General features: G+C 66.0%; 21 protein-coding genes and 1 pseudogene. 12 read left to right on the plus strand and 10 right to left on the minus strand.

Translation table 11 applies throughout. The features are described from left to right. Positions 1-115 precede the first annotated feature (115 nt). Positions 116-1,417, minus strand: a complete 1,302-nt coding sequence (locus PQR02_RS03165; protein ID WP_408225339.1) for an MFS transporter — start codon at positions 1,415-1,417, stop codon at positions 116-118. Positions 1,418-1,737: 320 nt separating this feature from the next. Between PQR02_RS03165 and PQR02_RS03170 the strand changes: the two genes are divergently transcribed. Next, positions 1,738-2,475: a response regulator transcription factor gene (locus tag PQR02_RS03170; protein WP_408225342.1), complete on the plus strand. Its 738-nt coding sequence runs from the start codon at positions 1,738-1,740 to the stop codon at positions 2,473-2,475. 16 nt (positions 2,476-2,491) lie between these two features. On the opposite strand, the gene PQR02_RS03175 is transcribed toward PQR02_RS03170, so the two are convergent. Continuing rightward, entirely contained in the window at positions 2,492-3,397 is a 906-nt protein-coding gene (locus PQR02_RS03175; protein ID WP_408225345.1) for a dihydrodipicolinate synthase family protein, read from the minus strand. 349 nt (positions 3,398-3,746) lie between these two features. Between PQR02_RS03175 and PQR02_RS03180 the strand changes: the two genes are divergently transcribed. From PQR02_RS03180 to PQR02_RS03205, 6 genes are all read left to right on the plus strand, one after another. Next, complete coding sequence (locus PQR02_RS03180) at positions 3,747-4,703, plus strand: 4-hydroxyproline epimerase (protein ID WP_408225798.1); 957 nt, start codon at positions 3,747-3,749, stop codon at positions 4,701-4,703. After that, the gene (locus PQR02_RS03185) at positions 4,700-5,833 is read left to right on the plus strand and encodes an NAD(P)/FAD-dependent oxidoreductase (RefSeq protein ID WP_408225801.1); all 1,134 of its coding nucleotides are present in this window, start codon (positions 4,700-4,702) and stop codon (positions 5,831-5,833) included. The genes PQR02_RS03180 and PQR02_RS03185 overlap by 4 nt, the downstream gene beginning before the upstream one ends. Continuing rightward, positions 5,820-6,095, plus strand: coding sequence for a 2Fe-2S iron-sulfur cluster-binding protein (locus tag PQR02_RS03190; protein WP_408225348.1), 276 nt, complete (start codon positions 5,820-5,822; stop codon positions 6,093-6,095). The genes PQR02_RS03185 and PQR02_RS03190 overlap by 14 nt, the downstream gene beginning before the upstream one ends. Beyond that, positions 6,092-7,384, plus strand: coding sequence for an FAD-dependent oxidoreductase (locus PQR02_RS03195; RefSeq protein WP_408225351.1), 1,293 nt, complete (start codon positions 6,092-6,094; stop codon positions 7,382-7,384). The genes PQR02_RS03190 and PQR02_RS03195 overlap by 4 nt, the downstream gene beginning before the upstream one ends. Positions 7,385-7,521: 137 nt before the next feature. Then, on the plus strand, positions 7,522-8,289 hold the full coding sequence (locus PQR02_RS03200; RefSeq protein WP_408225354.1) for an AraC family transcriptional regulator: 768 nt from the start codon (positions 7,522-7,524) through the stop codon (positions 8,287-8,289). A 10-nt stretch (positions 8,290-8,299) separates the two neighbouring features. Next, a complete protein-coding gene (locus PQR02_RS03205) occupies positions 8,300-8,629 on the plus strand; it encodes a hypothetical protein (protein ID WP_408225357.1) in 330 nt (109 codons plus the stop codon). Between the two features lie 156 nt (positions 8,630-8,785). Here the strand turns inward: PQR02_RS03205 and PQR02_RS03210 are convergent, their stop codons facing one another. From PQR02_RS03210 to PQR02_RS03220, 3 genes are all read right to left on the minus strand, one after another. Further along, the gene (locus tag PQR02_RS03210; protein ID WP_408225360.1) at positions 8,786-9,046 is read right to left on the minus strand and encodes a hypothetical protein; all 261 of its coding nucleotides are present in this window, start codon (positions 9,044-9,046) and stop codon (positions 8,786-8,788) included. Positions 9,047-9,200: 154 nt separating this feature from the next. Then, a complete protein-coding gene (locus tag PQR02_RS03215) occupies positions 9,201-9,533 on the minus strand; it encodes a hypothetical protein (protein WP_408225363.1) in 333 nt (110 codons plus the stop codon). 282 nt (positions 9,534-9,815) lie between these two features. After that, positions 9,816-11,699, minus strand: a complete 1,884-nt coding sequence (locus tag PQR02_RS03220; protein WP_408225366.1) for a bifunctional sugar phosphate isomerase/epimerase/4-hydroxyphenylpyruvate dioxygenase family protein — start codon at positions 11,697-11,699, stop codon at positions 9,816-9,818. Between PQR02_RS03220 and PQR02_RS03225 the strand changes: the two genes are divergently transcribed. The 4 genes from PQR02_RS03225 (at position 11,698) to PQR02_RS03240 (ending at position 14,797) form a co-directional block, all read left to right on the plus strand. Beyond that, a complete protein-coding gene (locus PQR02_RS03225) occupies positions 11,698-11,868 on the plus strand; it encodes a hypothetical protein (RefSeq protein WP_408225369.1) in 171 nt (56 codons plus the stop codon). The two genes, PQR02_RS03220 and PQR02_RS03225, sit on opposite strands and share 2 nt — an antisense overlap. Before the next feature lie 149 nt (positions 11,869-12,017). Beyond that, the gene (gene aroQ / locus PQR02_RS03230; RefSeq protein ID WP_408225372.1) at positions 12,018-12,473 is read left to right on the plus strand and encodes a type II 3-dehydroquinate dehydratase; all 456 of its coding nucleotides are present in this window, start codon (positions 12,018-12,020) and stop codon (positions 12,471-12,473) included. Beyond that, positions 12,470-13,375: a shikimate dehydrogenase gene (locus PQR02_RS03235; RefSeq protein ID WP_408225375.1), complete on the plus strand. Its 906-nt coding sequence runs from the start codon at positions 12,470-12,472 to the stop codon at positions 13,373-13,375. Before aroQ ends, PQR02_RS03235 begins: the two co-directional genes overlap by 4 nt. A 60-nt stretch (positions 13,376-13,435) precedes the next feature. Then, a complete protein-coding gene (locus PQR02_RS03240) occupies positions 13,436-14,797 on the plus strand; it encodes an MFS transporter (protein WP_408225378.1) in 1,362 nt (453 codons plus the stop codon). Positions 14,798-14,885: 88 nt separating this feature from the next. Here the strand turns inward: PQR02_RS03240 and PQR02_RS03245 are convergent, their stop codons facing one another. The 5 genes and pseudogenes from PQR02_RS03245 to PQR02_RS03265 form a co-directional block, all read right to left on the minus strand. Beyond that, entirely contained in the window at positions 14,886-15,581 is a 696-nt protein-coding gene (locus PQR02_RS03245; protein ID WP_408225381.1) for a TetR/AcrR family transcriptional regulator, read from the minus strand. Between the two features lie 94 nt (positions 15,582-15,675). Next, positions 15,676-16,978, minus strand: a pseudogene (locus PQR02_RS03250) (NAD(P)/FAD-dependent oxidoreductase). A gap of 165 nt (positions 16,979-17,143) precedes the next feature. Continuing rightward, positions 17,144-17,926 carry an anti-sigma factor gene (locus PQR02_RS03255; RefSeq protein ID WP_408225384.1) on the minus strand — a complete coding sequence of 261 codons (783 nt, stop codon included), beginning with the start codon at positions 17,924-17,926 and terminating at the stop codon, positions 17,144-17,146. Then, complete coding sequence (locus PQR02_RS03260; RefSeq protein ID WP_408225387.1) at positions 17,926-18,495, minus strand: RNA polymerase sigma factor; 570 nt, start codon at positions 18,493-18,495, stop codon at positions 17,926-17,928. The genes PQR02_RS03255 and PQR02_RS03260 overlap by 1 nt, the downstream gene beginning before the upstream one ends. A gap of 473 nt (positions 18,496-18,968) precedes the next feature. Continuing rightward, a complete protein-coding gene (locus PQR02_RS03265; protein WP_408225390.1) occupies positions 18,969-19,901 on the minus strand; it encodes a dihydrodipicolinate synthase family protein in 933 nt (310 codons plus the stop codon). A gap of 147 nt (positions 19,902-20,048) precedes the next feature. Here PQR02_RS03265 and PQR02_RS03270 point away from each other — a divergent pair, with 147 nt between their 5' ends. Beyond that, positions 20,049-21,035: a LysR family transcriptional regulator gene (locus PQR02_RS03270; RefSeq protein WP_408225393.1), complete on the plus strand. Its 987-nt coding sequence runs from the start codon at positions 20,049-20,051 to the stop codon at positions 21,033-21,035. Positions 21,036-21,205: the final 170 nt, after the last annotated feature.

Below are 21,205 nucleotides of genomic sequence, written 5' to 3' on the forward strand. Positions count from 1 at the left end.
CGGCCAAGGCGTCGCCAGCGCGGCAACAGCGTGAAGCGGAATGGCTGGCGGCGTTCGCCAGGCCATGAACGACAACGGCGCCCCGTGGGGCGCCGTTGCCGGAACAGCCTGGCGCTCAGCGCGCGCGGGGCGCGTCCTTGATAAAGAGCGTCGTCACTGCGCCGAGAACGCAGATTGCGCCGACGTACAACGGCGCGGCCATCGGGTTCGACTTCATCATTAGCGACACGGCGATCGGCGTGAGGCCGCCGAACACCGCATACGCGACGTTGTACGAAAACGAGATGCCCGAGAAGCGCACGACCGGCGGGAAGGCCTTGACCATCACAAACGGAATCGCGCCGATCACGCCGACGAACAGCCCGGCCAGCGCATACAGCGGCACCAGCGCCGAGGTCTCCACCGCGAGCTGCTGGAACATCGCGAAGTACGTCACCGCCAGCGCGAGGCCGCCGACAAAAATCGTGCGTCCCGCGCCGAAGCGTCCGGCGAGCGAGCCCGCCATCACGCAGCCGATCGTCAGGCACAGCGTCGCCACGCAGTTCGCCAGCAGCGCGGTGGCCGGCGCGATATGAAACTGCTTTTGCAGCAGCGTCGGCGTCATCAGGATCACCACGACGATCGCGGCCGACAGCATCCACGTCAGCAGCATCGACACGATGACGGCGCGGCCATGGTCGCGCAGCACCGCCTTGAGCGGTACTTCCGCGGCGATCGCCTTGCGCTGCTTGAGTTCCGCGAACACCGGCGTTTCATGCAGCCAGCGGCGCAGGTAGACCGAGAACATGCCGAATACGCCGCCCACGAGGAACGGGATGCGCCACGCGTACGCGGCGATGTCCTCCGGCGCGAAGTGACGGTTGACCGCGGACGCGATCAGCGAGCCGAGCAAGATGCCCGCCGTGAGGCCGGCGGTGAGCGTGCCGCACGCATAGCCGACGTGCCGCTGCGGCACGTGCTCGGACACGAACACCCAGGCGCCCGGCACCTCGCCGCCGACGGCCGCGCCTTGCATCACGCGGAACAGCAACAGCAGCACCGGCGCCAGCACGCCGATGCTGACATAAGTGGGCAGCAGCCCCATTAGCAGCGTCGGCACCGACATCAGCAGCACGCTCAGCGTGAACATGCGCTTGCGGCCGAACAGGTCGCCGAAGTGCGCCATGATGATGCCGCCGAGCGGGCGCGCCAGATAGCCCGCGGCGAAAATGCCGAAGGTCTGCACCTGGCGCAGCCAGTCCGGCATCGCGGCGGGGAAGAACAGCTGGCCGATGGCCGGCGCGAAAAACACGAAGATGATGAAGTCGTAGAACTCGAGCGCCCCGCCGAGCGCGGCGAGACCGAGCGTTTTGTAGTCGCTGCGCCCAAGAGGGCGTGGGGTGACAGCCTGCGCTCCACCCAGATTTGTCGCTTGCATTGCTATGTCATTTTTTGGAATTGGGAGCCACACGTAGCGCGTGGAAATACGGCGGTCGTCGGGCGAGAAGTGTGGCAGGCGCTGGGTAGAGCACGGGACACCGGCGCGCCGCCCGGATAGGGCAGGCGCGATGACGACTGGGGCCAGGCCGGGATTTTACAGGATGAAATCCGTACGCTTCGAACAGGGCGGGAATGGGCGTTTTCCACGAGCGGGCGCGCCGCGCTCCCGAATAAATCTTAAGAATCGGAATGGTCCTATGGGATCGACGCGGTGCGCCTCCGAGAATGGCGTCCGATCTACCCAGTTGAGAGCCACCCATGCGCATTGCAGTGCTTCAGCGTGACCCGATCATGCGTCAGTCAATCGAACAAGTTCTCCTGAAGGCCGGCCACATCTGCATGCTTTACGACGACGGCCTCGCCATGTCGAAGGCGCTCGCCCGTTCCACCGCGGATCTGCTGGTGCTGGACTGGCTGGGCACACGCCTGTCCGGGACCGAAGTGCTGCGGTCGGTGCGAGGAGGCGGCGGCGATCCCTTGCCGGTCATGTTCGCGTCGCTCGACACGTCGGAGGAGAGCATGGTGCGCGCGTTCGTCAGCGGCGCGGATGACTACATCGGGTTGCCGTTGCGCGCCGCCGAGTTTCGCGAGCGCATCGCGGCGTTGCTGCGGCGCGCGTATCCGGAGCGCTCCAGCGCTGCGGGCTTCGAGGTCGGGCCGTACCACTTCGACAATCGCCGCCAGCTCGTGCTGCTGCGCGGTGAACCCGTGACGCTATCCAGCACGCAGTACCGGCTCGCCGCGCTGTTCTTTTCCAACATCGGCCGGGTGATGTCGCGCGACCACATTTTCGCGATGGTCTGGGGCCGCGAGTTCCGCGAACTGACCCGCACGATCGACAGCCACGTGTCGCGGCTGCGCTTGCTGCTCGAAATCGAACCGCAAAACGAATTCCGGCTGCAGCCGGTCTACAAGAGCGGCTACCGGCTTCTGCATCTGCGCCAGGAGGAATCCGTCGAGCGGTCCGTCGACCAAGCGCAGAAGCAGGCGGCCTGAAGTCGCGGCCGTCGTGTCAGATGGCCGGCAGCGCCGGCCGCGTTTCGATCGCGCGGCGGATCAATGCTTCCACCGCCTTGCGCTCGTCGCCGGCCAACGGCAGACGCGGCGGCCGCACCGGCTCCGTGCCCAGGCCGACAATCGCTTCGGCCAGCTTGATGTTCTGCACGAGCTTCGGCGACACGTCGAGCGCGAGCAGCGGCGCGAACCAGCGGTAGATCGCGCGAGCTTCCTCGAGGCGTCCCGCCTTGAGCAGCTTGTAGATCACCACCGTCTCGCGCGGAAACGCGCACACCAGACCGGCCACCCAGCCATGCGCGCCCATCAGCATCGCTTCCATCGCGAGATTGTCGACCCCGCAGAGAATCGCGAAACGGTCACCGACCGCGTTGATCAGATCCGTCACGCGCCGCACGTCGCCGCATGATTCCTTGATCGCGACAATCTTCTTCTCATCGGCGATTTCCGCGAACATGTCGGGCGTCATGTCGACGCCATAGGCGAGCGGATTGTTGTAGATCATCAGCGGCAGAGCGCTTGCGTGCGCGACGCTGCGGAAATGGTTGAGCGTTTCGCGCCGGTCCGACAGATAGCGCAGCCCCGGCAGGACCATATAGCCGGCCGCGCCGTACTTGCTGCCGGCTTCCGCCTGACGGCAGGCGTCGAGCGTACTGTTTTCGGCGATCGTCAACAGGACCGGCACGCGGCCGCGCGCGGCTTCGACCGCCACGTCGAGCACCTGCAGCTTTTCGTCGAGCGACAACGTCGACGCTTCACCCAGCGAGCCGCACACGATGATGCCGTCCACACCCGCGTCGATCTGCGCTTCGATATTCTTGCCGGTCCATGCGCGGTCTATGCTGAAATCCGCGTGGAACTTGGTGGTGACTGCGGGCCATACGCCTTCCCAGATATGCGCCACGACTGCTCTCCTGAGTGTGATGTGTCGAAGCGCAGTGTAAGCAGGGAAAATGTCGGCGTCTTGCGCGAATCGCGCGTGGCGGATGACGATTTCAGCATAGGCTCGCCAGCGCGCAATGCTGCTGCGAGGTGGCCGATAGCGTATTCACCAGACCGCGTGCAATCCATTGACGCTGCGCGCTCGCACTCGTTCAAGCGGGTGCGCGAATCATGGCGCGCGGGTTTTTAACCTATGTGTCGCATGCCGGTTCCCTTCGCGAAATCCGCCTCGATCGCAACCCATGACTATGCCGAAATCGTCACAATCCGCGCGCACGCGCACCAAGACCCCGAGGCTCGCCGTTCCTACCATGGGCGTCATGAAAACCTTGAACATCATCGACTCGCACACCGGCGGTGAACCGACCCGCCTCGTGGTCGCAGGCGGCCCGGATCTCGGCGGCGGCACGCTCGCGCAACGGCTCGCCGTATTGCGCTCGCGCTTCGACGACTGGCGCGCGGGCATCGTCACCGAACCGCGCGGCTCGGACGTGGTGGTGGGCGCGCTGCTGTGCGAGCCGGACGATCCCACCTGCGCGGCCGGCGTGATCTTCTTCAACAATGTCGGCTATCTCGGCATGTGCGGGCACGGCACGATCGGACTGGTCGTGTCGCTCGCGCATATGGGACGGATAGCGCCGGGGCGCCACCGGATCGAGACGCCGGTCGGCGTGGTCGAGGCGACGCTCAACGAGGACGGCAGCGTCGCCGTGCGCAACGTGCCGGCCTATCGTTATCGCGACGCCGTGCGGGTCGACGTGCCGGGTTACGGCGCGTTGACGGGCGATATAGGATGGGGCGGCAACTGGTTTTTTCTCGTCGCCGATCACGGGCGCTCGCTGGATGCGGCGGATATCGCCGGGTTGACCGCGTTCAGCTCGGCGATTCGCGACGCGCTGATCGCGCAGCGCATCACCGGCGCGGACGGCGCGCTGATCGACCACATCGAGCTCTTCGGACCCGGTTCGCGCGACGGCATCGACAGCCGCAGCTTCGTGCTGTGTCCCGGTAACGCGTACGACCGTTCGCCGTGCGGCACCGGCACGAGCGCGAAAGTCGCGTGTCTCGCGGCCGACGGCAAGCTGGCCGAAGGCGCGGTGTGGCGGCAGGAGAGCATCATCGGCAGCGTGTTCGAAGCCAGCTATCGCCATGCGGGCGACGGCGTCTCGGTAATTCCCACCATCACCGGCCACGCGTATGTCACCGCGCAAGGGCAACTTTGTTTCGACGAGCGCGATCCGTTCGCGTGGGGCATTCGCACGGCATGAGCGCGGACGCGTTGATCGTCGGCGCGGGTATTGTCGGCGCCGCGTGCGCGGCGGAACTGGCCGCGCACGGCCTGCGCGTCGAGGTGCTCGACGCGCAGCGCATCGGCGGCGGCGCGACGGCGGCGGGCATGGGCCACCTCGTCGTGATGAACGACTCGCCGGCGGAATTCGCGCTGAGCCGCTATTCGCGTGACTTGTGGCTGCAACTCGCGCCGCGCCTGCGTGCTCGCGACGCGTTCGCGCGCTGCGGCACGCTGTGGGTCGCCGCCGACGAAGAAGAATGGCAGGCTGCCCGCGCGATGCAGGCGGCGTTCGCAGCGCAAAATGTCGCGGCGCAACTGCTGGGCGCGGCGGAACTGCGCGCCTGCGAACCGGCATTGGCCGCGTCGCTGGCAGGCGGTTTGCGCATCGAGCACGACAGCATCGTGTACGCGCCCACCGTCGCCGAATGGCTGCTGACGCAGTCGCCGCACGCCGCGAACATCCGCGTGCGCCTGATGACACCGGTCGCTTCGGTCGACGCGGGCAGCGTCACGCTGGCCAGCGGCGAGCGCGTCGGCGCGGCGCACGTGATCGTCGCCAATGGTCTGGGCGCACGGCAACTCGTGCCGTCGCTGCCCTTGCAACCGAAGAAGGGCCATCTGCTGATCACCGACCGCTATCGGGGACTGATCCGTCATCAGCTGCTCGAACTCGGGTATATCAAGAGCGCGCATCATGCGGCCGGCACGTCGGTGGCGTTCAATGCGCAACCGCGTCCCACGGGACAACTGCTGATCGGCTCGTCGCGCCAGTTCGACACCACCGATCCCGCGGTCGAGATGCCCGTGCTCGCGCAGATGCTACAACGCGCCGCGCGCTATCTGCCGGTGCTGCCGACGCTCAACGGCATTCGCGCGTGGACCGGCTTTCGCGCAGCGTCGCCGGACGGACTGCCGCTGATCGGGCCGGCCGGCGAGTTCGCGCCTGGCGTGTGGCTCGCGGTCGGGCATGAAGGGTTGGGCGTGACGACCTCGCTCGCCACCGCCAAACTGCTCGCCGCCCAGATCATGGCGAGTGCCGCGCCGATCCCTGTCGAGCCGTATCTGCCGGTTCGTTTCCCCGAACAGGTCACCCATGACCCGTCTTGACGCGGCGCGCATCCATGTGACGATAAACGGCCGCGATATCGCTGTCGAAGCCGGCACGACCGTGGCCGCGGCGCTGGTGGTCGCGGGCGTCGGCGGCACGCGGCGATCGGTGCAAGGCGATACGCGCAGCGCCTTTTGCGGCATGGGCGTGTGCCAGGAGTGTCGCGTGACGATCGACGGCCGGGCGCACGTGCTGGCCTGTCAGACACTGTGCCGCGAAGGCCAGACCGTGCAAGCCTGCGACCCGGCGGACCCGCGATGACGCAACACTTCGACATCGTCGTGGTCGGCAGCGGGCCGGCCGGCCTGAGTGCCGCGCAGGCAGCGGTGCGCGCGGGCGCTACCGTCGCGCTGCTCGACGACAATCCGCGCGCGGGCGGCCAGATCTGGCGTCAAGGTCCGGGGCATGCGCCGCCAGCGCCGCTGTCCGCGCTGCTCGATGCATTGCGCCCGTACGGCAATGCCACGCATTGGCCGTTGACCCGCGTGATCGCGCCGCTTGGCTCGCGCGGTCTGCTGCTCGAACCGGCCGGGCAGGGCGGTGTGAGCATCACCTACGAGCGCCTGATTCTCGCGACCGGCGCGCGCGAGCGGCTGCTGCCGTTCGCGGGCTGGACCTTGCCCGGCGTGAGCGGCGCGGGCGCGTTGCAGGCGCTCATCAAAGGCGGGATGCCGGTGCGCGGCGAACGGATCGTGATTGCCGGCAGCGGTCCTTTGCTGATTGCCGCGCTCGCTACAGCGCGCAAGGCCGGCGCGCGGGTGGTCGCGGTGGTCGAGCAGGCGTCGGCGTTCGAGGTTGCGCGCTTCGGCGCCTCACTGCTGACCGAACCCACGAAATTGCAGCAGGCGATCGCCATGACACGTGGTTTCGCGGGCTTGCGTTACTGGACCGGCAGCATCGTGCAGGAGGCGCAGGGCGATGGCCGCGTGCAGCGCGTGACCATCCGGCGGGGCGCGCGGGACGTCACGCTCGATTGCGACCGCGTCGCCTGCGGCTTTGGACTGGTGCCGAACAGCACGCTCGGCCAGGCGCTCGGCTGCGCGGTCAACGACGCGGGCGAGATCGTCGTCGACGGCGAGCAGCGAACGTCGGTCGACACCGTGTTCGCGGCGGGGGAATGCACGGGCATCGGCGGCTCGGAACTGGCCGTCGTGGAAGGCGAGATCGCTGGTTTGGCCGCGAGCGGCGGCGCGGCCACGGAACGCGCCGCTCTGGACGCGCTGCATGCGCGGCGAGCGCGCTGGCGCCGCTTCGGCCAGCGCGTCGAAGCGGCCTTCGCATTGCAGGACGCCGCGCGCACGCCGCCTGCCGACGCCACACTGCTGTGCCGCTGCGAGGACGTGAGCGTCGGCGAGGTGCGCCATTGCGGGGACTGGCGCGACGCCAAGCTGCACACCCGCTGCGGCATGGGCGCCTGCCAGGGAAGAATTTGCGGCGCGGCCGCGAACCTTTACTTCGGCTGGCCGGCCGCCGCGCCGCGGCCGCCGTTCAGTCCTGCGCAAATCGGCACATTGATGACGGCGGGCATCGAGCCGCCGCCGGTCGAATGAAGTCCGTGCCCGCGCGCGTGGCGGATATTGTCGGCCGCCGCGCGGCTCTATAATCGACGGGCCGCGCGCCAGCCACGCGGCTGCGCGGTCGAATCCGTTCGCGAATGCAGCCTTCCACGGACCAACGGACCCATACGATGAACACGCCGGCTCATCCGCTCGAATCCGAAGACTCCACGCTGTCCGGCATGCTGTCGCACTTCCGGTTGCTGGAGCCGGTGTTCGACGCGATGCACGACGTGGTGTTCTTCGTGAAGGACGCCGACGCGCGCTACGCGCTCGTCAACCGCACGCTGGCCTCGCGCTGCGGCTTCAAGGAAAAGGCCGCGCTGCTCGGCAAAACCGCCGAGGACGTGTTTCCGCGCCGATTCGGGCGCATCTATACGGCACAGGACAAGGCGATCATCGGCGCCGGCAGCCAGATGCTCGACCAACTGGAATTGCATCTGTATCCCGGCCGCCAGCCTGGCTGGTGCCTGACCTGCAAGCAGCCGCTGCGGGACGAGGCGGGCAAAGTGGTCGGCCTCGCCGGCATTTCCCGCGATCTGAAGGCGGACGAAAGCAGCCACCCTGCCTACAGCCGGCTGGCAGCGGTCGTGCAGTCGATCCAGGACAATTACGTGCAGCCGTTGAATCTGAAACAGCTCGCCGCGATGGCGGACATGTCGGTCGCGCAGCTGGAGCGTTACTTTCACAAAGTGTTTCATTTGACACCGCGTCAGGTGTTGCTGAAGACGCGTCTGGATGCGGCCACGGCGCTGCTGGTCTCGCACGACAAGGTCACGGACGTCGCCGCGCTATGCGGCTACACCGACCACAGCGCGTTCACGCGGCAATTCAAGGCGACCGTCGGCGTGACGCCGACTGAATACCGGATGCTGCTGCACGGCACTTCGCGGAGCTGAGCGGCCGCACATGGTCCGTCGCAGGCATCACTATTACGTGTACGTCGTCATGCTGGACGACGCGGTCTGGAACGAGGCGCGCTTTCGCCGCGCGAATCCGGAGTACCGGTTCGACAAGCCTTGCGTGTATGTGGGAATGACGGGGCTGGACCCGGACCTGCGTTTCGACCGTCATAAGGCCGGCATTCAGGCCAATCGCTATGTGCGCGATTACGGCTTGCGCCTCGTGCCCGAGTTGTATGAAGTGTTCAATCCGATGCCGTATCGCGGCGCTCAGGATATGGAAGTGGAACTCGCGATTGGGCTGCGGGAAGCGGGGTATGGCGTGTGGCAAGCCTGAAGCAGTTTGTCGGGTTGCGTGGCGAGTGGGGATGCTTGCGCGTCTGCGTGACAGGGGATGCGCGGGCTCAGGCGTTGGGTTTGGCGCGATGCGCCTGGATTCTTCTTTTTGCGGCGGCTCAGGCATGAGCCGGCGGCTTCGCGCGGGTGGTGGGCGTTACTTGACGCCGAGCCCGCGCAGCACCGCATTCCCCTCGCTCGTCAGACGGATGTGCGAGGCGCCCGCGTCGCCGGACACCGTTTCGACGAGGCCCGCTTCGTACAGTCGCGGAATCTCGGGTTTCGCCGATGCGTCGATTGGCGCGTGCAGCAACAGCAACAGGGTCGCCAGTTCGTGGTGGCTCAGCAGACGGCGCAGGATGGTAGGCCGCTTGCCCGGCGCCGATGTGTCGTTGGTATTTTGATCGGGTTGGTTCATGGTGCGCGCCTCGTGCTGGATAGTGTCCGGCGATGATGCGGACGAAGTCTTAAACGATTCTTAAGACTCCACTGTCCTGTAACACCGTGACATGAAGAAGGCAGCGGAGCCTTTTCCCGATCGTCCGACTTACTGTTTCTTGCCCCGCAAAGGCTTACGGGGCGCAGGTTTTGCCCGCCGTCTCGAGCCACAGGTTGTTGACATGGCGCTTGCCCGCATAGAAGCGGTAAGTTGTCGCGCCATTGTCGCTGCGCACCTTGACGATATTCGAATCGCCGAAGTCGAGCATCTGACCCTGCGGGATCGCCGTGGATTTGAACGCGGCGTCGTGGCGGGTGGCGACTTGTGTCATGCAGGCGACGACGTCGTCGACGGACCGTTGGGTGGTGGTGTCCGTGACGGGCTCGCCGGCATCCGGATCCTTCTGGAAATACGCGCAAGCGCTGAGGAGCACGGGAACTGACAGGACTACAGCAAACTTCTTCATATCTCTCCTGGCGTTTCATTCGGCCGACGGGTGGATGCGGCGCCCGGCAGGGCGCTGCCGCGCGGCGTGGGGTGCAAATCAGGGGGCCATTATATCGGGGCGGCGCGGCTGTCCGATTCGAGGTCGCATGCGGCGTGCCTGGGGAGCTGGAGCGTGGAAGTGTTGAAGCGCAGCCGATGCCCGCACCGCGCGCTCAGCCCGATCTGTCCGAACTGCTCGAATTGGCGGAGATGCGCGCGAGCACCGCCTGAGACCTGCCTGGGCAGCCACCGCCCGGACCGCCTACTTTCGCCGCTGCGCCTGCGCGGCAAGCCGAACCGCCGCGTTAGCCGCGCCATACCCGTCATAACCGCCGCGCCGCTCGACGATCTCAAGGAAGAAGCGCTGGTCCAGCTGTTCCGTGTAAGCGTGGAAAAATTCGCCGCCACGTTCGTCGCGGTCGTACAGGATGTGGTTCGCGCGCATCGCCTCCAGCATGGCGTCGGGCAACGCATACCGCGCGGCGAGATCGTCGTAGTAATTGCGCGGAATGCGCAGCACCGGCAACCCGTCGGCGACGAATTCGGGAATCGCGCTGAAAATGTCGCCCGTGCTGAACGCGACGTGGTTCAGCCCGGAGCCGTGGTACGTGTGCAGCGCCTCGGCCACCGCCGTGTGGCGATCCACCGACGCGTTCAGCACGATCCGCACCGAGCCGTCACGGCTGCGCAGCGCGCGGCTGCGCACCAGCCCGTACGGGTCCGGCACCAGCACGCCCGGCTCGGCCTGGAAGCCCAGTGCGGTCCGCAGAAACAGCACCCACGTATCCAGCGCATTCGCCGGCACCGACAGGCAAACGTGATCGATGCGGGACAGCGGCCCCACTTCGGTCGGGCCGTTGATGTCGGTGAGGACGAAATCGGCTTCGAACAGCGTGGGCTGATCCGGGGTTTCGTCGACGAAATAGTTCAGGCTGCTATCGGGCCCCTGCACCGCGGGCAGCTCCCGTTCGTCCGGGCCGATCTGCCCGGAGAACGGCGCATAGCCGAAGCCGGCCGCGCGCTCGAATGCCCGATGGGCGTCGTCCACGCGAAACGCCGACGCGCACAGCGACAAGCCATGCTGCTGGAAGAACGCATTGGCGAACGAATCCGGCTCGGCGTTGAGCACGATCGACGCCGCGCCGTGCTGATACAGCGTCACGTCTTTCGACCGATGCTCGCCGGCCTGACGGAAACGCAGTTTGCCGAGCCAGTCGGCAAGCTGCGCGCGGGTGGTGTGGTCGACCGCGAACTCGAGGAACTGATAGCCGACGTGCGCGGGCGCGGCCGGCGAGCGGTACAGGTCGCCGGCTGGTTGCTGCTGCTCGTCGAGCAGCGCGCGGGTCTGCTCTTCGAGGAACAGCAGTGAGCGGTGGCCGTCCGCGGCCGTGATGGTGGTGGGCGCGGCGCGAAAGCCGTCGTTGAAAATCTCCAGCGAAAGCGGCCCCTTGTAACCCGTTTTCACGATCTGCGCCGTGAAGTTGGCCAGATCGAAATCGCCCTGGCCGGGGAAACAGCGGTAGTGGCGGCTCCATTCGAGCACGTCCATCGCGAGCTTCGGGGCGTCGGCGATCTGCACGAACGCAATGCGCTCGCCCGGAATCTCAGCGATCGCATCCACCGTATCGTTCAGTGAAAGCGTGTGAAAGCTGTCGAGCACGAGCCCGAGGCTCGGATGGTTCACGGCGTCCACCAGCTTCCACGCGTGACGGTAGGTCTTCACGTGCTTGCCCCACGCCAGCGCCTCGTAACCGGCGATCACGCCGGCGGCTCCAGCCGCGCGCGCCAGCGCGCCGAGCGGGTCGATCATCAGCGAATCGTCGCCGATGGTATCCGGCGACACGTTGCTGCACACCAGAATGCGGTCCGTGCCCAGTTCGTGCATCACGTCGAACTTGCGCTTGGCGCGCTCGAGGTTGCGTTCGAGGCGCTCCGGGCTCACGCCGTCGAAGTCGCGAAACGGCTGGAACAGCATGATCTTCAGTCCGAGATCTTCCGCGATGCGGCGCACGTCGGCGGGCGAGCCGTCGAAATACAGCAGGTCGTTCTCGAAGATCTCGACGCCTCCGAAGCCCGCCGCACGGATTGCGGTCAATTTCTCGACGAGGGTTCCGCTAATCGACACGGTGGCAATCGAATGCTGCATGGAGGCTCCTGCAAAAACAATCAGAACGGCAATAGGAAAAGGAAAACGCGCGCGCGGCGGCGAGCGCGAAGGCGTTGCAGCCCTGCATGCTGCGATGCGCAAAATGAGCGAGTCCGTTACTTGCGAGAGCAAGACGCAGGCCAGAATTGCCCACGATAACGGAATGTGACGACAGTCCATACAAACTAACTAGATGGTACAAATTCGTAGAAACCCCGAATGACGGCAGCCGCCAATGCGCGCACACTTCGCCATACGTTGCAGAGCGCCACGGGTGCCGTGGTGTGCTTTGCGCCTTACTTCGCAGGAGCCGCTGTCATGAGTCTTGCCTCCGTCCTGGTCCTCAACGGACCGAATCTCAATCTGCTCGGCACGCGCGAGCCGGCCGTGTACGGCTCGGAAACGCTCGACGACGTCGCGAAACTGTGCCGCGACGCGGGCGAACGCCTCGGCCTCTCGATCGAGTTCTGCCAGTCGAACGCGGAGCACCAGCTGATCGACTGGCTGCATGCGGCGCGCACCAAGGTCGACGGCATCGTGATCAATCCGGCGGCTTACACGCACACCTCGGTCGCGATCGCCGACGCGCTCACCGCGATCGAGAAGCCGGTCGTCGAGGTGCACATTTCGAATGTGCATCGCCGCGAAGCGTTCCGGCATCACTCGTACGTGTCGGCCGTGGCGGACGCGATCATCGTCGGTTGCGGCACGCAGGGCTATGTCTTCGCGTTGGAGCGCATGGCGACCATTCTCAAGAATAGGGCGGCAAAATGAACGCACAAGCAAACACACAAGCGAACGCGCAGGCCGGCTCACAGGCCACCGCCCATTCGTATCTGGTCGGTCTGATCGGCTCGGGCATCGGCGGGTCGCTGACTCCCGCGATGCACGAAGAAGAGGGCAGCAAGCTCGGGCTGCACTATGTGTACCGCCGCATCGATCTGGAGGCTTTGAAGCTCGACGTCGCCGCGCTGCCGGACCTGCTGCAGGCCGCCGAACGCATGGGCTTCAACGGCCTGAACATCACGTACCCGTGCAAGCAGGCGGTCATTCCGTTGCTCGACGAACTGTCCGACGACGCGCGCGCGCTCGGCGCGGTCAACACCGTGCTGTTCAAGGACGGCAAGCGCATCGGCCACAACACCGACTGGTCCGGTTTCGCACGCGCGTTCCAGCGCGGCCTGCCGGATGTATCGCTGGAGCGCGTGGTGCAACTCGGCGCGGGCGGCGCGGGCGCGGCGGTCGCGCATGCGGCGCTGCAAATGGGCGCGAAATCGCTCACGCTGTTCGACGTGGACGCCGCGCGCGCCGCGTCGCTCGCCGACGAATTGCAAAAGCGTTTCCCGTCCAGCAAGGTCAGCGGCGGCAGCTCGCTTGCGGAGTCGCTCGCGGCCGCCAATGGCCTGATTCACGCGACCCCCACCGGCATGGCGAAACTGCCCGGTTTGCCGTTGCCGGCCGAATTGCTGCATCGCGATCTTTGGGTCGCCGACATCGTGTACTTTCCGATTCGCACCGCGCTTCTGCAGGCGGCCGAAGCGCTCGGTTGCCGCACGCTGAGCGGCGGCGGCATGGCGGTCTATCAGGCGGTCGACGCGATGCGCATCTTCACCGGCCTCGAGCCGGACGCCGAGCGCGTGTACACCCATTTCCAGTCGTTGTTGCAACGCCCATAGAAACTCGCCAACCGGTAACGTATGACCGGTACACAACCAGATCGAGGAGACTAGCCCGACATGCCGCAGCCGATTCAAACCAGTCCCGCCGACGTCCCCCTTCAACAGGACGCCACGGTGAGCACGACACGCCGCTCGAAAGCCCGTTATCAGATTCTCGCGCTGCTCGCCGTAGGGACGATGATCAATTATCTGGACCGCACGGTGCTCGGCATCGCGGCCCCGCAACTGACCAAGGAGCTCGGCATCAACGCCGCGCTGATGGGTCTGCTGTTCTCCGTCTTTTCATGGAGCTACGTGGCCGCGCAGATTCCGGGCGGCCTGTTTCTCGACCGCTTCGGCAGCAAGCTGACCTACTTCCTGTCGATGACGTTCTGGTCCCTGTGCACGCTCGCGCAAGGGCTGGTGCATGGCGTGGGCGGCCTGTTCGCGTTCCGCCTCGGGCTCGGCGTATCGGAAGCGCCTTGCTTTCCGACCAACAGCCGCGTGGTGGCCACGTGGTTCCCGCAGAGCGAACGCGCCATGGCGACCGGCACGTACACGGTCGGCGAATATATCGGCCTCGCGTTTTTCAGCCCGTTCCTGTTCATGCTGATGGGCGCGTTCGGCTGGCGCTCGCTGTTCTATGTGGTGGGCGGCGCGGGCATCGTGTTTGGCGTGATCTGGTGGATGTTCTATCGCGAGCCGCGCGATCATCCGTCCGCGAATCAGGAGGAGCTGGACTATATCGAAGCCGGCGGTGGTCTCACGCATCGCAAGCAAGCCGCCGACGCGACGCACGCACGGGCGAAGACCGGCTTCGAATGGCGCACCATCGGACGCCTGCTCAAGCATCGTCAACTGACCGGCATCTGCCTCGGCCAGTTCGCGGGCAATTCGACGCTGGTGTTCTTCCTCACCTGGTTTCCGACGTATCTCGCCACCGAGCGCCATATGGCGTGGCTGAAGATCGGCTTCTTCGCGATCATGCCGTTCATCGCGGCGTCGATCGGCGTCATGTTCGGCGGCTTCTTCTCCGACTGGCTGCTGCGCCGCGGCAAGTCGCCGAACGTGGCGCGCAAGCTGCCCATCATCGCCGGCCTGCTGCTCGCGTCGACCATCATTCTCGCGAACTATGTCGAAAGCAACGTGGTGGTGATCGCGATCCTGTCGGTGGCGTTCTTCGCGCAGGGAATGGCCGCGCTGGGCTGGACGCTGGTATCGGACATCGCGCCCGACGGCCTGCTCGGCGTGACCGGCGGCATCTTCAACTTCGCCGCGAACCTGGCCGGCATCGTGACGCCGCTGGTTGTGGGCTTCATCGTCGCGGCAACCGGCTCGTTCGTCGGCGCGCTGGTGTTCATCGGCGCGATCGCACTGATCGGCGCGCTGTCGTACATCTTCATCGTCGGCGATATCAAGCGGATCGTGCTGGTGGATTGAGCGGTCTTTAGCGGCCAAAAGAAAACGGGACGTGGCGCAAGCCACGTCCCGTTTTCCATTGCGCAGCCCGCATCGGCGCGGGCGCGCTTCAATCGTCCTTGCGCACGAAACGCAGCACCGCATCGACGATCATCGCGCGATGCCGCGCGCGCAGGCGCGGATGCGAAGGATCGCGGCCGAACGCCGTGCCGAACGTATGGCGATTGCCGACACGGTGAAAGCACAGCGAGCTGATCAGCAGGTGCAGGTCGATCGGGTCGATGTCGCTGCGGAACTGCCCCGCCGCGATACCGCGCGCCAGCAGATCTTCGATGGTGTGAATGACGGTGACATTGCGGCCTTTGAACGACTTGACCTGCTCGACGTACTTCGCGCCGTGAATGTTTTCGATCGTCACGAGGCGCACGAAGTCGCGCTGCCGGTCGTGATAGTCGAACGTGAATTCGACCAGCGCGCGCATGCCTTCGACCGGATCGAGTTCGCTGACGTGCAGATCCTGTTCGAGCGCGCGAATGTCGCCATACACCTTTTCCAGCACGGCCTGGTACAACCCTTCCTTGCTGCCGAAGTAGTAGTACAGCATGCGCTTGGTGGTGTTCGTGCGTTCCGCGATGGCGTCGACGCGTGCACCCGTCAGTCCCATCGCGGAGAACTCCTGCGTGGCGACGTCGAGGATGTTGCGCTTCGTCTGTTCGGGGTCGTACTTGCGCCGGGCGTCTCCACGCGGCGTGTCGGACGGGATGCCGTTGGTATCAGGCTCGGCGGCCTTGCTTCCCTTTTTCATTGTGTATTCGAGCGGCAGTGACGGCGCATTCTAGCATGGCGAAATTGGGCTCCGGCGCGGGTTTCGGGCCTCACTGGCGGCCGCTTGCGATGTCTCATACGACAGGGCGCGCACGGCGGCGGCGTGCGGCGAGTGCATCGCGCGTCTGCATCGCAGTGTAGGTCAGTTGCGCGGCCGCGAGACCGAGCGCACCGTAGGCGGGCGTAAGACCAAAGGCCGCGAACGCATCGGGCACCGGGCGCTCGCCGGAGATGGCGGCCGCCAGCAGTTCGCCGGACACCGTGGTCGGCGCCATGCCGTGTCCGCCGAAGCCCACCGCGTACCAGACGCCGTCGGCGCTGCGGCCGATTTGCGGCATCTTGTGCCGCGCGTAGCTCATCAGGCCGCCCCACGCATGCTCGATACGCACGCCATGCAACTGCGGATAGACCTTCACCGGATCGCGCCGCAACAGGCGGGCGATCGTGTCGGGGGCGCGGTCGCGCACTGAGATCCGGCCGCCCCACAGAATGCGCGAGTCGGGCAACGGCCTGTAATAGTCGAAAGCGAAGCGGGTGTCGTAGACGGCGGCGCGCGTGTCGAGCGCGTCTTGCAGGCGCGCGCCGAGCGGCTCGGTCGCCATCACATAGGTGGCGATGGGCAGCACCGCGCGCTCGACGCGCGCGTAGACGTTGCGCGCATAGCCGCCGCCCGCCATCACCACATGGCGCGCTTCGAGCGCGCCTTGCGGCGTGTGCACGACGAAGCCCGCGCCCGCGCGCTGCAAGCGCACGACCGGCGAGCGCTCGTGGATCGTCACGCCTGCCTGAGCCGCGGCGGCGGCGACGCCGAGCACGTATTTGAGCGGATGAAAGTGAAACGCGTTGCGCTCGAACAGGCCGCCGTGATAGCGGCGAGACTTCAGTTGCCCGGCGAGCTGCGCGGTAGATACGGGTTCCCAGTCGACGCCGAACGAATCGCGCATCAGGCGCCGCTGCGCGTCGAGCCGGGCGGGGTCGTCGAACCAGTTCGCGAGGATCACGCCGGCATCGGTCGCGTCGCAGTCGATGCGGTAGCGAGAGATGCGCTCGCGCATCAAATCGACGGCGTCGGTGGTCAGCGTATAGAGTTCGCGCGCGGAGTTCGCGCGCGCGAACCGGGCCGAGGGTTTTCAGCAGGTCGGCGCAATCGAGGCTATAGCCGCCGAACACGAAGCCGCCGTTGCGCCCCGACGCGCCGAAGCCCACCTGCTGCGCTTCGAGCACGACGACGTCGGCGACGCCGCGCTCGGCGAGTCCCCAGGCGCTCGACAATCCGGCAAGACCGCCGCCGATGATGCAGACATCGGCGCTGCGTCGGCCGGCGAGCGGCGCATAGGCTGACGAGCGGCTGACAGTGGCTTCGTAATAGCTTTGCATACGGCTAGGGTAGCGGCAATCACGCGCTCGCGTCCAGCCAGACGCCGCGTGATGGTCGCGTCGAAAGGGGAGAAGTCATGGGCCAAGCCAAAGCAGACGCAAAATGAAAAGGCTGACATCGGTTCCCGGCGAATGCCAGCCTTGCCCGACAACGCACCATCCGGCTCACGACACCGGCAGCAGCTTACCGCTGAACACCACCGGACCGCTCGGCGCGTCGTGATTGGGCGAGCCGCCCGGCGCTTCGATCGACACCGCCAGCGCCGCGTAATTCTCCGGCTTCTGCTGACCGGCGGACACCTTGCCGCTGGCGTTGTCCGGCAGCATGCCGAGCGACACCGGATGCCCGCTCGCCGGAACACCCCACAATTCCATCGCACGGCCTGGCGGCAGATTGACCAGGCCGAGCGGATGCAGCGTCATCGTCGAGTGGGTTTCGTCCCATGCGATCAGCATGACCGGATGCGCGTCCTTGTCGTTCAGCACCGCAACGTGCGACACGGCCGCTTCCGGTTGCTGCGCGACGCTCGGCGCAGAGACTGGCGTGGTCGCGGACGGCAACAGCGCACGCACGGCGACCGCCACGGCGATGGCAGCCAGGGCCGTGACGCCGATCGCCCAGCCGCGCCAGAACGCGAGGTTGTCGAGCAGGCCGCGCGATGGACGCGCCGGCGTGTCCAGCACGCTGCGCGGCCGCGCGGCGGTGCGTGCAGCACTCAGGCCAAGACGCCGCTCGATGGCATCCCACACGGCTGCCGGCGGCATGTGCGGTGCGGCGAGTTCGGCTATCGGCGCGAGGCGCCGCTGCCATTGGTCGATCGCGCGGCGGATGGCCGAGTCCTTGTCGGCGTACTGTTGGAAGCGCCGCCGCGCGCCGCCGCGCAACGTGCCCAGCACGTACTCGGCGGCCAGCCGATCGACGAGTTGAGGATAGCGAGTCAGATTCATCACTCGCCTCCCAGACAGGTCTTCAGCTTGGCCAGGCCGCGCCTGATCCACGACTTGACGGTGCCGAGCGGCACCGTCAGCATGTCGGCGATCTCGCTATGACTCTGATCGCGCAGGTAGGCCAGCGCCACCGCCTGCCGCTGCGCCGGCTCCAGCTGCTGCATGCAGCCGGCCAGCAAACGCGCCTGCAGGCTGACCGCGGTGAGTGCCTCGGGATCGGGGTCGGCGGTCGCCACGAGATCGTCCAACGCATCGCTCCATTCCGTTTCCTGCGTGTCGAGGCGCCGCAGATGATCGAGAGCACGGTTGCGCACGATCGCCGACATCCACGTCATCGGCGCGGACAGCGCGCGCCGATAGTCGCCGGCAAAGCGCCAGATATTGACGAAACTCTCCTGCAAGACTTCTTCGGCCCACTCCTGCCTGTTCAATATACGGAGCGCGAGGCCAAACAGTTTCGGGGCGGCGAGATCATATAGCTCACGCAGTGCCGCGGCATCTTCCCCGGCAATGCGTTCGAGCAGCTCGGCGAGGGTCTCCGGCGTCAGTTCTCGGGGATGAGCGGTCATGGCGGGAAGTAGGTTGCGCTTGCGGGCCTATGTTACTCACTTCTTCCCGACCTCATGGGTGGTTTTTCGTGGCCACCATCCGTTCGACGATTCGGCGCGTATGGCGCAGCAGAGGCGCGCATCACATGGGTGATCCGGCGCGATCGCGCATGCGTCGATGTCTGCGCTCTTGCGCGAACGCAAACTGTTCGGCGCGGCGCAGCCGAGCGGCACGGACACGCGGTGCTTGTGCGGTGAGGGAGGTGCCATTGCGCGAGCCGGAATCGGCAGCGGGCAATGGAGCCCACGCGTGGCGCGAAGCATCAAGCGGGGCGGGTGCGTTTGAGGTTGTTCGCAGCAGCGCTCATTCCCGTAGAGATCCTGACGCGTGCCGACTGATCGGCAAGCGCGGTGACCGGAATCGGTTTGGCCGCGCGCGCTTCAAGCGCTGCGTTGCGCAGATAGGCGCGAGCGCGGGCGTCGGAAGGCGAGTTTCAGCGGCCCCAGCGCAGCACCAGCGGATCGAGCCGTCGTGCGACCTTCAGCAAGCCTTCGCGCGTGGCCGGATGCATCGCGGGCAACGGATGACGCACCGCGTCCGAGCGAATCACGCCGCCTTCCTTCATCAGCGCTTTGCACGATGCGAGGCCGCCCTGGCGGTTCTCGTAGTTGATCAGCGGCAGCCATTGCTGATAATGCGCGGCGGCCGCTTCCGTATCGCCTGCCGCATACGCGTCGATGATCAGACGGATGCCGTCCGCGTAACCGCCGCCCGTCATCGAGCCGGTCGCGCCCGCGTCGAGATCGGCCATCAGCGTGATGGCTTCTTCGCCGTCCCACGGACCCACCACCGCGTCGCCGCCCAGTTCGATCAGCTCGCGCAGCTTGTTCGCCGCTTGCGGCACTTCGATCTTGAAGTACGACACGTTCTCGATCTCGCGCGCCATGCGGGCAAGCAACGGAGCGGACAGCGCGGTTCCGCTGACCGGCGCGTCCTGGATCATGACCGGAATCTGGATTGCGTCGGACACCGTACGATAGAACTCGTAGATGCCGCGCTCGCCGACGCGGATCGTCGCGCCATGATACGGCGGCATGATCATCACCATCGCGGCGCCCGCAGCCTGCGCGCTACGGCTGCGTTCGGCGCACTGGTACGAGCTGAAGTGCGTGGTCGTGACGATCACCGGCACACGGCCCGCCACGTGTTCGAGCACGACGTGCATCAGCGTGTTGCGCTCGTCGTCGGAAAGGGCGAACTGCTCGGAGAAGTTCGCCAGAATGCACAGGCCGTTCGAACCCGCATCGATCATGAAGTCGATGCAGCGTTTCTGGCTTTCCAGATCGAGCCGGCCGGCTTCGTCGAAGATGGTCGGCGCGACGGGGAACACGCCGCGCAACGCGGCAGGATGGGATGCCAGGGTCATGGTGATGTCGTTGTCCGTGAGGGAATCGCGAAGCTGTTTGAATGTCTCCACCGCCGACTATACGACGGCGCCCACCGTAGGTATATTGAATTGTTTCCATCTTGTGATCGCTTTTGCGACTCACCACCCACGCATCTGCGCGCGCCAATGAAAGACACCCTGAACGTGCTGCTGTCGAAACTCCGCATGAGGCAACTGCAATTGCTGATTGCGCTCGATGACCTGAAGTCGCTGCACAAAGCCGCCGGCACGATGTCGATGACGCAATCGGCGGCCAGCAAGGCGTTGCAGGAACTCGAATCGATGTTCGACGCGCCGCTGTTCGAGCGCTCGAAGACTGGCATGATCCCCAATCAGCTCGGCCACTGCGTGATCCGCTACGCACGCCTCGTCGCCACGGATCTGACCGCGCTGTGCCAGGACGTCGCCGAGATTCGCTCGGGACGCGGCGGGCGGCTCGCGATCGGCGCGATCATGGGCGCGATTCCCGAGTGCGTGGTGCCGGCGCTGAACCGCTTGCATGCGGGGCAACCGAATCTGTCGATCGAAGTGGTGGAAGACACCAGCGCGCGCATGCTCCCGCAGCTCGACGACGGCCGGCTCGATCTGGTGATCGGGCGCGCGGCGGTGGCGGCCGATCCGTCGAAGTATCAATATCGCCCGCTTGGCGACGAGCCGTTGTCGGTGGTGGTGGGCTACGGTCATCCGCCGTTGCCGAAGAAGCAAGTGCAACTGCGCGATCTGGCGGGTTACCGTTGGGTGATGTATCCGTCGCATATGCCGCTGCACGCGCTGCTCGAACGGGAGATGGATCTGGCTGGTCTCGAGATGCCGGACAACCCGATCTCGACGGCCTCCACGTTCGTCACGGTCGCGCTGCTGCAAAGCAGCCCCGAACTGGTTTCGCTGTTGCCGAGCGCGATCGCCGCGATGTTCGTGCGGCAGAAGATGCTGCGCATCGTGCCGGTCACACTGAAGTCGCCTTCGCAGACCTTCGGCGTGGTGACGCGCAAAGGCGGCGTGCTGTCGCCGCCGGCCGCGCAGTTCATCGAGTTGTTGCGAGTGCAGGTGGCGCAGCAACCGCCCGCGCAAGTGCAAAAACGCACGCCGCCGCAAAAGCGCAAAACCGCCTGAATCGGCGGTTTTATCGATCCCTGAAAGACCCCAAATATCTCACGGTAGTTCGCGTTTTGCCATGTGTCGTGAAGAGGTGTTGTAGGCGCGACACTGTCGGCAATGCGAACCCATAATGGCTTCGCGTTCCGCGCTACACTCCTTCGAAGTGAGTCAAGTCCGGAAATTTG

This window comes from Paraburkholderia sediminicola, from assembly GCF_046026895.1.
In the GTDB taxonomy this organism is placed as follows: domain Bacteria; phylum Pseudomonadota; class Gammaproteobacteria; order Burkholderiales; family Burkholderiaceae; genus Paraburkholderia; species Paraburkholderia sediminicola_C.

Bases quoted from the DNA above. Each gene is read 5' to 3' on its own strand.
- PQR02_RS03165 (WP_408225339.1), bottom strand. From the start codon at position 1,417: ATGCAAGCGACAAATCTGGGTGGAGCGCAGGCTGTCACCCCACGCCCT.
- PQR02_RS03170 (WP_408225342.1), top strand. From the start codon at position 1,738: ATGCGCATTGCAGTGCTTCAGCGTGACCCGATCATGCGTCAGTCAATC.
- PQR02_RS03180 (WP_408225798.1), top strand. From the start codon at position 3,747: ATGGGCGTCATGAAAACCTTGAACATCATCGACTCGCACACCGGCGGT.
- PQR02_RS03185 (WP_408225801.1), top strand. From the start codon at position 4,700: ATGAGCGCGGACGCGTTGATCGTCGGCGCGGGTATTGTCGGCGCCGCG.
- PQR02_RS03190 (WP_408225348.1), top strand. From the start codon at position 5,820: ATGACCCGTCTTGACGCGGCGCGCATCCATGTGACGATAAACGGCCGC.
- PQR02_RS03195 (WP_408225351.1), top strand. From the start codon at position 6,092: ATGACGCAACACTTCGACATCGTCGTGGTCGGCAGCGGGCCGGCCGGC.
- PQR02_RS03200 (WP_408225354.1), top strand. From the start codon at position 7,522: ATGAACACGCCGGCTCATCCGCTCGAATCCGAAGACTCCACGCTGTCC.
- PQR02_RS03205 (WP_408225357.1), top strand. From the start codon at position 8,300: ATGGTCCGTCGCAGGCATCACTATTACGTGTACGTCGTCATGCTGGAC.
- PQR02_RS03210 (WP_408225360.1), bottom strand. From the start codon at position 9,046: ATGAACCAACCCGATCAAAATACCAACGACACATCGGCGCCGGGCAAG.
- PQR02_RS03215 (WP_408225363.1), bottom strand. From the start codon at position 9,533: ATGAAGAAGTTTGCTGTAGTCCTGTCAGTTCCCGTGCTCCTCAGCGCT.
- PQR02_RS03225 (WP_408225369.1), top strand. From the start codon at position 11,698: ATGGAGGCTCCTGCAAAAACAATCAGAACGGCAATAGGAAAAGGAAAA.
- PQR02_RS03220 (WP_408225366.1), bottom strand. From the start codon at position 11,699: ATGCAGCATTCGATTGCCACCGTGTCGATTAGCGGAACCCTCGTCGAG.
- aroQ (WP_408225372.1), top strand. From the start codon at position 12,018: ATGAGTCTTGCCTCCGTCCTGGTCCTCAACGGACCGAATCTCAATCTG.
- PQR02_RS03235 (WP_408225375.1), top strand. From the start codon at position 12,470: ATGAACGCACAAGCAAACACACAAGCGAACGCGCAGGCCGGCTCACAG.
- PQR02_RS03240 (WP_408225378.1), top strand. From the start codon at position 13,436: ATGCCGCAGCCGATTCAAACCAGTCCCGCCGACGTCCCCCTTCAACAG.
- PQR02_RS03245 (WP_408225381.1), bottom strand. From the start codon at position 15,581: ATGAAAAAGGGAAGCAAGGCCGCCGAGCCTGATACCAACGGCATCCCG.
- PQR02_RS03255 (WP_408225384.1), bottom strand. From the start codon at position 17,926: ATGAATCTGACTCGCTATCCTCAACTCGTCGATCGGCTGGCCGCCGAG.
- PQR02_RS03260 (WP_408225387.1), bottom strand. From the start codon at position 18,495: ATGACCGCTCATCCCCGAGAACTGACGCCGGAGACCCTCGCCGAGCTG.
- PQR02_RS03265 (WP_408225390.1), bottom strand. From the start codon at position 19,901: ATGACCCTGGCATCCCATCCTGCCGCGTTGCGCGGCGTGTTCCCCGTC.
- PQR02_RS03270 (WP_408225393.1), top strand. From the start codon at position 20,049: ATGAAAGACACCCTGAACGTGCTGCTGTCGAAACTCCGCATGAGGCAA.